8 protein-coding genes and 2 riboswitches are annotated in these 12,421 nt (G+C 67.7%); of the genes, 2 read left to right on the forward strand and 6 right to left on the reverse strand.

Going from position 1 to position 12,421, the window contains the following annotated elements:
* Positions 1 to 6: 6 nt before the first annotated feature.
* From FFS30_RS05400 to FFS30_RS05425, 6 genes are all read right to left on the reverse strand, one after another.
* Positions 7 to 2,709 (reverse strand): TonB-dependent receptor, encoded by a 2,703-nt coding sequence (locus FFS30_RS05400; RefSeq protein ID WP_171014427.1) that lies wholly within the window; start codon positions 2,707 to 2,709, stop codon positions 7 to 9.
* Positions 2,710 to 2,992: 283 nt separating this feature from the next.
* Complete coding sequence (locus FFS30_RS05405; RefSeq protein WP_137912051.1) at positions 2,993 to 4,156, reverse strand: helix-turn-helix transcriptional regulator; 1,164 nt, start codon at positions 4,154 to 4,156, stop codon at positions 2,993 to 2,995.
* A gap of 244 nt (positions 4,157 to 4,400) precedes the next feature.
* Positions 4,401 to 5,660: a dicarboxylate/amino acid:cation symporter gene (locus FFS30_RS05410; RefSeq protein ID WP_137912052.1), complete on the reverse strand. Its 1,260-nt coding sequence runs from the start codon at positions 5,658 to 5,660 to the stop codon at positions 4,401 to 4,403.
* 169 nt (positions 5,661 to 5,829) lie between these two features.
* Positions 5,830 to 6,480, reverse strand: a complete 651-nt coding sequence (locus tag FFS30_RS05415; RefSeq protein ID WP_171014428.1) for an FMN-binding negative transcriptional regulator — start codon at positions 6,478 to 6,480, stop codon at positions 5,830 to 5,832.
* A gap of 13 nt (positions 6,481 to 6,493) precedes the next feature.
* Positions 6,494 to 7,933, reverse strand: coding sequence for an amidase family protein (locus FFS30_RS05420; RefSeq protein ID WP_249352280.1), 1,440 nt, complete (start codon positions 7,931 to 7,933; stop codon positions 6,494 to 6,496).
* Positions 7,933 to 9,438, reverse strand: coding sequence for an amino acid permease (locus tag FFS30_RS05425; protein ID WP_171014430.1), 1,506 nt, complete (start codon positions 9,436 to 9,438; stop codon positions 7,933 to 7,935). The genes FFS30_RS05420 and FFS30_RS05425 overlap by 1 nt, the downstream gene beginning before the upstream one ends.
* 301 nt (positions 9,439 to 9,739) lie before the next feature.
* Here FFS30_RS05425 and FFS30_RS05430 point away from each other — a divergent pair, with 301 nt between their 5' ends.
* Positions 9,740 to 10,783 carry an alpha/beta hydrolase gene (locus FFS30_RS05430; RefSeq protein ID WP_137912056.1) on the forward strand — a complete coding sequence of 348 codons (1,044 nt, stop codon included), beginning with the start codon at positions 9,740 to 9,742 and terminating at the stop codon, positions 10,781 to 10,783.
* A 109-nt stretch (positions 10,784 to 10,892) separates the two neighbouring features.
* Positions 10,893 to 10,994, forward strand: a riboswitch (glycine riboswitch).
* Positions 10,995 to 11,024: 30 nt separating this feature from the next.
* A riboswitch (glycine riboswitch) is annotated at positions 11,025 to 11,159 on the forward strand.
* An 88-nt stretch (positions 11,160 to 11,247) separates the two neighbouring features.
* Complete coding sequence (gcvT, locus tag FFS30_RS05435; protein ID WP_137912057.1) at positions 11,248 to 12,363, forward strand: glycine cleavage system aminomethyltransferase GcvT; 1,116 nt, start codon at positions 11,248 to 11,250, stop codon at positions 12,361 to 12,363.
* Positions 12,364 to 12,421: the final 58 nt, after the last annotated feature.

Here is a 12,421-nt window from a genome sequence, read left to right on the forward strand (position 1 = left end):
GCCCACTCAGAATTTTTTCGACACTTGCAGACTGACGAATTGGCCCACGTAGTCGGCATACGAGTAATTGCTCGCGATGCTGCGCAGGTCGTACGACAGATAGACCGGAATACTCTCGTCGAACAGATTGCTCACGCGCAGACTGATCGTGGTGCCGCCGAATCCCTGCGGCTTGCTCTCGGCGCGATCGAAATCGTAGGTCACGGCGAGATCGCTCGTGCGATAGAAGCCGACGCTGGCGTTGTTGTAGAAGCTGTTCTTGATATTGCCGTAGTAACTCGTGGTCAGACTCGTCGTCCACGGCCCCCAGGTATTGCTGACGTCAAACTTGCCGCGGTATTTCGGAATCGACGCCCAGAGCAGATTGCCGAGCGCGTCGATATCGCCGTTGCCGTCCTGCTGGTTGAACGCGAACTTGGTCATGAAGGTGTTGTACAGACCGAAATTCCAGCGTCCGAAGCGGTCGGTGTCGCGCGAGTACAGCAGGTTCAGATCGATGCCGCGCACATAGCGTGTGCCGCCGTTGACGATCGTGTTGATCACGCGCGTGACGCGGCCGACCGGCTCGCCGGCATAGTGGTCGCCCGGCGTCAGCGTGCCGGAGCGCTCGACCGTGCCCGCAGCCCAGCCGTTGAGCACCGACTGCACGGTCGGCGTGATAAAGGCATTGGTCTGGTCGAGGCGCCACCAGTCGATCTGCGTGGTGAAGCCTTCGAGCCAGTCCGGGCTGTAGACCGCACCGATGTCGTAGTACTTGCCCTTGGCCGGCTGCAGATGCGGATTGCCGCCGCCTTCGATGGTCATCTCGTAGACCAGCGGCTTGCCGTGGGCGTCGAGGATGCGCGGGTCGGTGAAGTAATCCGTGTTGACGTCGCCCGACGGCACGAGGTCGGCAACGTTCGGCGCGTAGAAGCTCTCACTGTAGGAGCCGCGCAGCATCAGCGAACTGTTGTCGAACGGTTCCCAGCGCAGACTCATGCGCGGCACCGTGGCCGAGCCGAAGTCGCTGAACTTCTCGCGGCGCACGGCGAGGCCGAGGTCGAGCGCGTGCACGCCGGTGATTGCATTCGCCGCGCCGAACAGCGGCACGTTGGTTTCGGCATAGACCGAATCCACCGTGCGCGAACCCGCGCCGGGCCCATCGTTGAGGAAGGTCAGCGAGGCGACGTCGCCGGCCTGCATGCCCGAGTCGGGCGTCGAACGCACGCCGAGCCAGCGCTTCTCGAAACCGACCGCCGACGACACCGTTCCGCCCGGCAGGCTCAGCGGCTCAAAGCGCACCACGCCGCTCAGCGAGCGCACCCAGTATTTCCACGAGCGCGAGAACGTGCGCCGCGCCGCGGCGAGTTCGTCGGACGTCACCGCCTGGTTGCCGAACAGGTTCAGCGCGGAAGGATCGCTGCGCGCGAGCGACGCTTCGATCAACTCGCGGCTCAGGCCGTCGTGAGTCTGCTCGGTCTTGCTCTCGGAATCGCTGTAGGCGAGTTCGTAGCTGAAACTGTCGAGATTGCCGCGCAGACCGACGGTGACCAGGGTGTTCGTCTCTTCCGAGGTCATCGATTCGGGCCGGCGCTCCCTGCCGTAGTCGAGCAGGTAGCGTACGTGCACGTTCTGGTGGAACGGATTCCAGTAATTCGCCGCCGGCACGTCGTAGTCGAGATAAGTGCCGCGATGATCGACGATGTCGAGATCGCTTTTCTTGTACATCGCGTCGTAGAAAAACACGAGGCGCTTGTCGAGAAGATCGTAGTGGCCGCCGCTGTACAAGGTCGCGACGTGCTTGCCGTTCTGCAGATTGTTGAACTGGCGCTTGTCGATCAGGTTCTGGTACGGGCTGACGTAGTCATTGGGCGAATGGCCGGTCTGACCGACGCCGAAGCTCGGATTGAGCATGAGCCGCGTGCCGTCGGCGAGGGTGACGAGGCCGGGGTTGTAGCGGTCCGAGCGCAGATCGGCGCCGCCGAGGCTGCGCTGGTCGTCGGTCCGGCAGCGCGAGTCTTCGAGGCAGAGAATGCTGTTCTGTTTTTCGAACTGCGCCGAGACCAGCATGCTGCCACGATCGGAATGCATGCCGGTCACGAACGAAACATAGCTGCGCATGCCGTCGTTGAAATGCGTCGTTTTGCCGTAGCCGGCGTTGACGAGGAAACCGTCGTAGTCCTGCTTGAGGATGATGTTGACCACGCCCGCGACCGCATCGGCGCCGTACACCGCGGAGGCGCCGTCGCGCAGGATCTCGATGCGGTCGACCGCGGCGAACGGCACCTGGTTGAGATCGGCATTGGCCATGCGCCGGCCGTTGAGCAGGACGAGGGTGTATTGCTCGCCGAGGCCGCGCAGGTTGACGCCGCTGTGGCCCGACGCGCCGGCACGCGTGTCGTTGTCGGCGTCGCCGACGAAGAACGGCTGGCTCTGCAGCGCCTGGAACACCGTGGTCACGCCGGTGATCTTGAGTTCCTTCGCGTCGATCACGGTGACCGGCACCGGCCCTTCCATCGCCGCCGAGGTGGTGGCGAGATTGGAACCGGTGACCACGATTTTCTCCAGCGTCTTGCCGTCTTTCTTCGCTTCGTCGTGCACGTCGGCGGGGCTCGCCTGCTGCGCCGCGGCCACGGAGGCAAGCGCGCACGACACGGCGACGGCGAGGACCGCGAGCGCGGGTTTGACTGCGCATCTCGCGGATTTCTTGTTGTTCGATCTGGGGAGCATGGGGAAACGGAACTCCGAGCTGGCTGTTATCGGGTGCGAGCGCCCGCACAAGCGGGCCGGCATCGCAGCGACTGGCTGGATCGCCCGGCAAGTGTCCAAGCCGCCCGTCCGCGCGGCATCGTGGAAAACACGCAAACTGGCATCGCCGCCGCACGGCGGTCGAACATGCGCACGCACGGCGGCGCGGCCGCCAACGCAACGCGCGGCAGATCGATTTGCGGCGAAACGGAATAACCGCGCACCACGCGGGCGCGATGCCCGCGGCCCCTGCCCGACTCCATGCTCAGGCGTGCAGGTCGGCGGTCGGACGCAGCGCTTGCGCGAGTTGCACGCGGCTGTTGATGTCGAACTTCGCGTAGATGGAATTGAGCTGCGACTCGATCGTGCGCCGCGAGCGGAACAGGCGTTCGGCGATCTCGTAGTTGCGCAGTCCTTCGGCGACGAGCAGCGCGACCTTGCGCTCGCTCGGCGACAGTTTTTCCAGCAGCCCCGCGGAGCGCGACGGCGCGGCGTGAGCGCCGATGAAATCGACGAGAAAATGTCCGTTGCCCGCGAACAGGCCGTCGCGCGGCGCGACGCGACGCAGGCGGATGCGCAGTTCGGGAATACGCGGATGCGCGACTTCGTATGGCGCGATGCCCATGCCGAAGCGCCGCCACGGCAAGGCGCTGCCGTCGGGCAACGCCCAGGCCGACCACGGCGGCGACGGCGGCAGGCCGTTGTTCCAGGTCGCGACGAGCTGGCGCGCGGCGGCGTTGACGAAGGCCGGATCGCCGCTTTCGTCGAGCAGCAGATACGGCGCAGCCGCGGCATCGAGCGCCTGTTCGATCAGCGAACGATTGAGGCGCTCGCGCTCGAGCGCGTGCAGGCGATGCACGCCGGCGTCGATCAGCGGGTAGACGTGGCGCAGGAACTGGATTTCGTCATGCGTGAACACCGGCTGGCGATCCGCGCGGCGAATGCTGAATACCGCGAGCAGCCGGTCCGCTTCCCAGAACGCGAGATGGACGAACTCGGCCCACTCTTCCATCGGCTCGCCCTGATCGAGCCGGCGCTGCTGCGCCTGGCGGTCCTGGGCGAGAATCTGCGAATAGGTGTACAGGCGCACACGCGGATGGTTGGCGAGGAACGGCCCGCTGACCGTGAGGCTGGTCGCCGGCCGGTAGTCGCGGCCGCAGGCGACGGCGACGTGATGGCAGGCGGTGCGCGGCTGGGTGTACTGCGCGTCGATGCCGAGCATCAGGCTGCATGAGTGATGCGGTAGGTTTTCGCGCAGCAGGCGCAGGCTGGCCTGCCAGAACGATTCCAGATCGACGGCGCGCAGCAGATCGCGCGCGCCGACGTCGACCGCATCGAACCAGAATTCCGAAGCGGCCCCGTTGGCCGCGGCAAGGCCGTCGCCGTGCGCGAGCATCGTTTGCGTGCTCGTCCCTCCCGGACAGATCATCGTCCTCGCTCCTCCCCAGTCGTCGGTGCGGTCGTAGCGCCGCTTATAAGCCCCCTCCGTGGTGATATGCGGACCCACGGTACGGCAGGCGATGCGGCGCGGCTTCGGTAGAAATACCTAATCCCGACTCGCCGCGGCCACGAAACCGCAACCGGAGTGCAACATGCGCGGCGAACCTTCCGTGCGCCGTGCCGCGCCGGTCGATCCTATCACCGTGCGCGCGGCGGCGAGTAGGCCGTTTGGCCTACTCCGGTACCGCCGCGGCGGCGTCTTCCTGCGCCTGCTGCGGTTCGTTGCGCGCCACGAGCAGGGCGAGGCAGGCGTCGCCCCAGACATTGACGCCGGTGCGCGCCATGTCGAGCAGACGATCGACACCGAGCAGCAGGGCCAGCCCGTCGGCCGGCAGGCCGGCCGCGGCGAGCACTGTGGTCAAACCGATCACGCCCGCGCCGGGCATGCCCGACAGGCCGAGCGTGGTCAGCAGGGCGACGAGGACGACGAGCAATTGCCCCGACAGGCCGAGCGGCACGCCGTAGAGCTGGGCGACGAACAACGCCGCGACGCACTCGTACAGCGCCGAGCCGTTCATATTGACCGTCGCCGACAGCGGCAGGACGAAGCGCGCGATGCGCGGACTCAGCAGGGCGCGGCCTTCCATCGCCTCCATCGTGATCGGCAGCGCGGCCTTCGACGAGGCCGTGGAGAACGCGGTCAGCACCGCCGGCGCGACCGCACGCCACAGGCGCAACGGCGAACGGCGCGCGACAAAGACCAGCAGCAGCGGCAGCACGACGAGCGCATGCGCGGCGAGCCCGGCGAACACGGTCAACATGTACCAGGCCAGTTGCCGCAGCGTGCCGAGGCCGTGCACCGAGAACGCATCGAGCGCGAGCAGGAACACGCCGAGCGGAGCGAAGCCGAGCACCCAGCGCGCCATGCCGATCATCGCCGCGAACACCGCGCGCGCGAGGCCGGCGATCGCCTGGGCCTGCGCTTCGGGCAGGCGCGCGGCGAACACGCCGAAGACGATCGAGAAGAACACCACGCCGAGCAGATGATCGCCGGCCGCGGCGGCGAGCGGATTCGCCGGCACGATGCCGAGCAGCACGTCGAACAGCCCGGCCGGCGCGCTCTGCCGCGCAGCACCCGCAGCCGCAGCCGCGGCCGCGCCGCCACGCCCCGGTCCGATCAGATCGACCAGGGCGAGCCCGAGCAGCGCGGCGGCGAGGCTCGTCGTCAACACCCAGAAACACAGACGGCCGAACAAGCGGCCGAAATCGCCGCCGCTGCCGAGCCCCATCACCGCGGCGACGAGCGAGGACGCGACGAGCGGCATCACCAACATCTTCAGCGCATTGATGAACAGGCCGCCGCCGAGTTTGCACAGCATCGACACGCCGTCGGCGAACGGTCCGTCGGCCGCGCCGAGCAGCGGGCTCAGCGCCATCGCCGCGACGAGCGCGGCGAGGATGCGCCAATGCGCCGCTATGCGCGACCAGCGCATGCCCGCTCCCGCATCGCGCGCGGTTGCTGCGCGCTCTGTGCAAATCTCATCGACTCCCGCCTCCGTAAACGAGGTTGCCCGATCGATACACGCTGCGGGCAAACGCGCGACGATATCGGCATTGCGGCATGCACGCTATGCAATGCGGCGGCGTATTTGTTTTCAGCCTTCACACCGGCGCCGCGACGACGGGCCCACGTTGCAGCGCGAAGCGGCGCATCCATTCGGCCAGCGCGACCTGGCCGAGCAGATCGAGCCCCTGCACGATGTCGGCGAAGACGTCGTCGCGTTCGTCCTGACCGAGTTTGAATTTGCTGCGCACCGATTTGATCTGCGCATGAAAGCCGACCACGCCGGCCGAGAGGCGCGCGTAGCGTTCGCCCATGTCGGCGATGTGCCACGCCGCGGGGCGCTGCGCTTCCATCTGTGCGACGAGGCCGTCGAGCAGGGCTTCAGCGTCGGCCGGCGTATCGCGCAGTTCGATCTCGACATCGAACACGGCCCAGGCGTAATTCCACGTCGGCGCCTGCGTGCGGTCGCGGAACCACGACGGCGAAATGTAACCGTGCGGACCGAGCAGCAGCACCGTCGCCTGTGGCGCTTGCGCGAGCGCGCGCAGTTGCGGATTGCCGCGACCGAAATGGCCGAGCAGACGTTCGGGGCGGCCCTCTTCGTCGCATACCAATTGCACTGGCAGCACGCTCGCGTCGAGCTGCGCCGCCGCGCCGGAGACGATCCAGGCGAGCGGCTGCGCGCGCACCAGATCGATCAGATCGGCGGGAGACTGTGCGGAGAAAATCGAAGTCACGGCAGCGTTCATCGGGAAAATTTCTTTATGCGCCGGACAGCCGCGCGGCGTTGACGACCGAAAGCGCCGGCCAGCGCGCATGCCACGGCGCGGCCTGTTCGAGTTCGTAGGCGAGCGCGAGCAGCAGGTCTTCCTGGCCGCGGTCGACGGCGAACATGCTGCCGATCGGCAGGCCTTGCGCGTCGGTGAACAGCGGCAGCGAGATCGCCGGCGTGCCGGCAAAATTCTGCAGCGGCGTGTAGGCCGCCCACTCGAACAGTGCAGGCAACAATTCGTCGGCCGGCACGCACGGACCGAAGGTGCCGAGCAGCGGCGGCGGCGTGTGCGCGACCGGCGAGAGCAGCACTTCGTATGCGGCGTGGAAACGCGCGAGCTGCGTCGGCAGTTCGGCCAGTTGCGCGTAGATGCGCTCGAGCGAACGCGGCGTCAGGCTCTGCGCGCGTTCGCCGAGCGCGAGCGTCCACGGTTCCAGTGCGCACTGCGCGCGCTCCGCGCCAAGCGCGGCGTACGTCGCGTCGACGCAATCCGCGCCGAGGTGGGTCCAGACGTCGCGAAAGACATCGAGGAACGCCGCGCCGTCGAGCGGCCAGTCGACGCGCTCGACCGCATGTCCAAGCCGCGCGCACAGATCGGCGCTGCGGCGCACTGCAGCGGCGACGTCGTCGTGCGGCGCGCGGCCGTAGAGGTTGCTTTCGACCACACCGATGCGCAGGCGCCGACTTGCCGGCGCCGTGACCGCGACGCGGCGCGCATCGAGATGCGTGGCGGCAAATCCCCACGCAGTGTCGCGCACGCTGCGCGACATCAGGCTGTCGCCGACCAGCAGGTCTTCGAGCAGATGGCGCGAGCGCACGCGCACGGTCGCGTCTCGGCCCGGCTTGAGTCCGACGATGCCGCAGCACGACGCGGGCAGACGGATCGAGCCCGCACCGTCGCTGCCATGCGCAAGCGGCACGAGGCCCGCGGCGACCGCGGCCGCGGCGCCGCCGCTGGAACCGGCCGGCGAACGCTCTGGCGACCACGGGTTGAGCGTGACCGGGCCGAGCAGCGGTTCGGTCGAGGCGAGCAGACCGAACTCGGGCATCGCCGATTTGCCGACCGCGACGAGACCGGCTGCGTCGAGGCGCTGCACGAACGCGTACCCGCTGCGCGCGGGCACGCCGCTGCGGCTGCGCGATCCGGCCAGGCTCGGCATGCCCGGATAGTCGAGCGAATCCTTCACCAGCCACGGCACGCCGGCCATCGGCAGGGCCGGCAGAACGCCGGCCGCACGCGCAAGCGCCAGTGCGTCGGCACGATGGCTCAGCGCGCCGAGCGCGGGATCGAGCGCGTCGATGCGCAGCAGCGCCGCCTCGGTCAATTCCGCCGCCGAGACTTCGCCGCGCTCGCGCAGTGCGGCCTGATCGTGCGCATCGAGCTTGCCGATGTCGAGAGCGTCGGCGAGAGAGAGCGGGGAATTGCGCATCAAGACCGGGCTCCTGAAGATTCGGAAAGAAGAGACGCCGCCCGCATCGCGCGCGGGCGGCCGTAGTAGCGGTAGATCAACCATCCCGCGACGCTGTAGACCGACAGCAGCACGGCCGGCAGAACATCGCCGCGCCGCGCCTGGCCGAGGATGTCGAGGGCGACCGGCAGGGTCATCGCGATGCTGACGACGATCGCCGTCACCGGCACCGTGCCGAGCCAGACGCCGCGCACGTAGACGCCGCCGAACGGCACGCGGAAGCGGCGCTCCAGCTCCAGCTGCGTGCTGCGCAGACGGATCAGGCTGACCGCGACCGCGGTGAACATGAAGGCGACGCCGAAGCAGATGATGTCGGCCATCACCGCAATCGGCAGCAGCGCGGCATTGATCGCCGCGATCGTCGCAAGCAGCAGATTCGCCTGCCACAAACTGCCGCGCCTTGGGTGCACGCGCGTGAACAGCGCCGGCAGCAAACCGTCGCAGGCCATCGCGTAGCAAATGCGCGAATGGCCGAAGGCATTGGCGAGCAGCACCGAGGCGAGACCGGCGAGCGCGCCAAGCTTGATCACGATCGCAAAGCCCGCCCAACCGATGCGGTCCACCGCGACGGCGATCGGATCGGCCACGCCGAGTTCGCGGAAGGGCACCAGCCCGGTCAGCACCGTCGAGGTCAGCACATAGAGCAGCGAGCAGACGGCGAGCGAGCCGAGGATGCCGATCGGCACGTCGCGCTGCGGATCGCGCGTCTCCGCGGCCGCGGTCGAGACCGTCTCGAAACCGAGAAAGGCGAAGAACAACAGCGACGAGGCGCGCAGCACGCCTTCCCAGCCGTAGGCGAAACCGCCTTCGTTGGCGGGAACGAACGGCGCCCAGTTCGCCGGATCGATCGCGCCCGCGCCGATCGTGATAAAGCCGGCGAGCACGGCCACCTTGATCACGACGAGGACGGTGTTGACCAGGGTCGAACGCGACAGGCCCCAGGCCTGGATGCTGCCCGCGGCGAAGGCGGCGAGGCCGGCAATCAGATTGACGCCCGAGCCCCAGGTCAACGCTGTGCGGCCGCCTTCGATGCGCGCCAGCACGAGCGGCGAGCTGATCGCCGCGGGCGCATGCACGCCGAGATCGCCGAGCAGACTGCCGAGGTAGCCGGAAAACCCGACCGCGAGCAGCGACGCGGCCACGCTGTATTCGAGAAAGGCGAGCCAGCCGAGCGCCCAGGCCGGGCCCAGACCGAGCGCCTGCCGACAATAGGTATAGGCCGAACCCGATGCGGGCATGCAGGCCGCGAGTTCCGCATAGCACAGGCCGACCAGCACGCAGGCACTCGCGGCGACGACGAAGGACAGGGAAACCGCGGGGCCGGCGAACTGCGCCGCGGCCGTGCCGGTCATCACGTAGACGCCGGCGCCGAGGATATTGGCGATGCCGAGCACGAGCAGCGAGCGCCAGTTGAGCCGGCGCTGCAGCAGGCCCGAAGTCTCGTCGTTGCCGGCCACGGCGCGCATCAGCGATTTCCGCCGGCGCGGCAAACGCGATGCCTGACGGAAGGATCGACCGCGGCGTGGCGGCGAAAGTCTCTGTGCGAAGAAGTCTGGCGGCTCATCGGCGCCATTGCAGCGACATCGCGCGCACATGGCATCGGTAAAAACTCGGTTCCTTGCACGGCTCGTCAGTCGGAAGGCCGATCTCGCACCGGCGCGGCGTGGCGCTCACCTCGGCTAGCGGCGCACAGTGCCGCCGACTTCTGGCTCCGGCTGCCGCGCCGGAGTAAGGTTCGCGAAGTCGTCCGCATGGCAGCGCAAGCAGATGAAGACTTCACTTCCGCGTTTTCTGTTGCTGATCGCCGCACTGATGTTCGCCGCTGCCGCCCAGGGCCGCGACGAGGTGAAGAAACTCGCCGCACAGACCCTGACCGTCACCACCGACAGCGGGTCCGCGCAATTGCCGATCGAACTGTCGCAAAAACTCGGCGAGGCGCAGCCGAACGCGACGCGCGCCGTCATCGTCATCCACGGCAAGGGACGCAATGCCGACGGCTATTTCGACGCGATCAAAAAGGCCGCGCACGCAGCCGATGCGGGCAAGACGACCTTTATCCTCGCGCCGCAGTTCCTCAACGATGCCGACATTCCTGCGCATAGGCTGCCCTCTTCGTATCTGCACTGGAAGCGCGGCGAATGGACCGGCGGCGAGGACGCGGACGGCCCGGCGCCGATCAGCTCGTTCGCGATCGTCGATCAATTGCTGCTGCAGTTGATCGACAAGACGCGCTACCCGGCACTCAAGGAAGTGGTGCTCGCGGGCCACTCGGCCGGCGGTCAGTTCGTGCAGCGCTACGCCATCGTCGGTCATGCGATCGACAAACTCGCCCAGGCCGGTCTCTCGCTGCGCTTCGTCGTCGCCAATCCGTCGTCGTACTTCTATTTCGACGACGTGCGTCCCGACGACAAGGGCATGCTCGCTCCTTTTGCCGGCGCGGCGGCGTGTCCGGGCTACAACCATTGGCGCTACGGCCCGCTGCACCCGCCCGCGTACGTCGGCGGCGTGGCGCTCGACACCCTGCGCGGCGCGTACTTCGGCCGGCGCGTGTTCTATCTGCTCGGCACCGCCGACACCGACCCCAACCACCCGGACCTCGACAAGTCCTGTGCCGGCGAGGCGCAGGGCCCGTACCGGCTCGCGCGCGGCAAGGGCTTCTTCGCCTATGCCCAGGCGCAACACGCCGATCCGAGTCGGCAGCAGTTCTGGCTCGTGCCGGGTGCGGGGCACGACGACCGCGCGATGTTCGAGTCGAAATGCGGCGTCGCCGCGCTGTTCGACGCAGGTGCGTGCACGACGCGCCTGCCCTGACCGGGCCGCCATTGCATGCGGGGAGCCGCCGCACCGAAGGCCGCGGGCGCGGTAGGCACGCACGCGGGGCCAATTCGATTGACAAGGCCGGTCGCCTCCTCTATATCTGCGCCGCGCGTTGAGAGAGAGCGTGCGGCCGCGACAGCGGCCGGCAGCGCCGCCGAAGGGGTAATCCCACAAACTCTCAGGCAAAAAGATCAATTGCGCCGGAAAAGCACGTGCCGAGTTTTGCGCAGGTGCCGATCCGCACTCTGGAGAGCGATAGGAGTCGAACGCGGATTTCGTCCGCCGCCGATGAACTATCCACCGAAGGGGCAACCACGACGGCTTACGCCCGCCGTGCAATCTCTCAGGTAACGAGGACAGAGGGGTTCTGTTGGCTGTCCGCGTGGCGCGTTCGCGCCTTATGCGGCCTGCTGCAATCCCATTTGTCCGCGCCGCATGCGGCGCTGCCCGAGGTTTTGATGACCGCTCTCAAACACACACCGCTCCACGCCGCGCACCGCGCGCTGCAAGCCCGCATGGTCGATTTCGGCGGCTGGGACATGCCCGTCAATTACGGCTCGCAGATCGACGAACATCAGGCCGTGCGCAGCGACGCAGGCATGTTCGACGTTTCCCACATGCGCGTGGTCGATTTCACCGGGCCGCGCGTGCGCGCCTTCTTCGAGCACGCCGTCGCCAACAACGTCGGCAAGCTGAAGACGCCCGGCAAGGCGCTCTATTCGTGCCTGCTCAATCCGCAGGGCGGCGTCATCGACGACCTGATCGTCTACTACTTCGGCGAAGAATTCTTCCGCGTCGTCGTCAACGCCGGCACCGCCGACAAGGACATCGCCTGGTTCGAGCGACTCAACGCCGACGGCGGTTTCGGCCTCGCCATCACCCCGCGCTGCGAACTCGCGATCGTCGCGGTGCAGGGCCCGAATGCGCGCGAGAAAGTCTGGGCGACGGTGCCGTCCGCGCGCGAGGCGACGAGCGCGCTGAAGCCGTTCAATGCGGCCGCGATCGCCGCCACGCCGTTCGGCGATCTGACCGTCGCGCGCACCGGCTACACCGGTGAAGACGGTTTCGAAGTGATCGTCCCGGCCGCGCACGTCGAGGCGCTGTGGGACGCACTGCGCGAGCACGGCGTGCGTCCCTGCGGCCTCGGCGCGCGCGACACGCTGCGCCTCGAAGCCGGCATGAATCTCTACGGCCAAGACATGGACGAAACCGTTTCCCCGCTCGACGCCGGCCTCGCCTGGACCGTCGACCTGACCGCACCGCGCGCGTTCGTCGGCCGCGACGCACTCGAACGCGACGGCTCGCGCGCCGCCTTCGTCGGCCTGATTCTGCAGAAGGAAAACGGCAAGGCCGGCGGCGTGCTGCGCGCTCACCAGAAGGTCGTCACCGCGCACGGCGACGGCGAGATCACCAGCGGCACGTTCTCGCCGACGATGCAGGAATCGATTGCGTTCGCGCGCGTGCCCGCGGGCGTGGCGCCCGGCGACACGGTGGCCGTGCAGATTCGCGACAAGCAGTTGCCGGCGCGCGTGGTGAAACTGCCGTTCGTGCGCAACGGCAAGGTACTGGTCTGATCCGCGCGCAACGCACCGTACTTCCAGCCAAACCTACGAATTCGACTTCAAGGAACAT

Source organism: Rudaea sp. 3F27F6 (assembly GCF_005503555.1).
GTDB lineage: Bacteria > Pseudomonadota > Gammaproteobacteria > Xanthomonadales > Rhodanobacteraceae > Rudaea.

Coding starts and splice junctions, on each gene's coding strand:
- FFS30_RS05430 (WP_137912056.1), top strand. CDS start 9,740: ATGAAGACTTCACTTCCGCGTTTTCTGTTGCTGATCGCCGCACTGATG.
- FFS30_RS05420 (WP_249352280.1), bottom strand. CDS start 7,933: ATGCGCAATTCCCCGCTCTCTCTCGCCGACGCTCTCGACATCGGCAAG.
- FFS30_RS05410 (WP_137912052.1), bottom strand. CDS start 5,660: ATGCGCTGGTCGCGCATAGCGGCGCATTGGCGCATCCTCGCCGCGCTC.
- FFS30_RS05415 (WP_171014428.1), bottom strand. CDS start 6,480: ATGAACGCTGCCGTGACTTCGATTTTCTCCGCACAGTCTCCCGCCGAT.
- FFS30_RS05405 (WP_137912051.1), bottom strand. CDS start 4,156: ATGATCTGTCCGGGAGGGACGAGCACGCAAACGATGCTCGCGCACGGC.
- FFS30_RS05400 (WP_171014427.1), bottom strand. CDS start 2,709: ATGCTCCCCAGATCGAACAACAAGAAATCCGCGAGATGCGCAGTCAAA.
- gcvT (WP_137912057.1), top strand. CDS start 11,248: ATGACCGCTCTCAAACACACACCGCTCCACGCCGCGCACCGCGCGCTG.
- FFS30_RS05425 (WP_171014430.1), bottom strand. CDS start 9,438: ATGCGCGCCGTGGCCGGCAACGACGAGACTTCGGGCCTGCTGCAGCGC.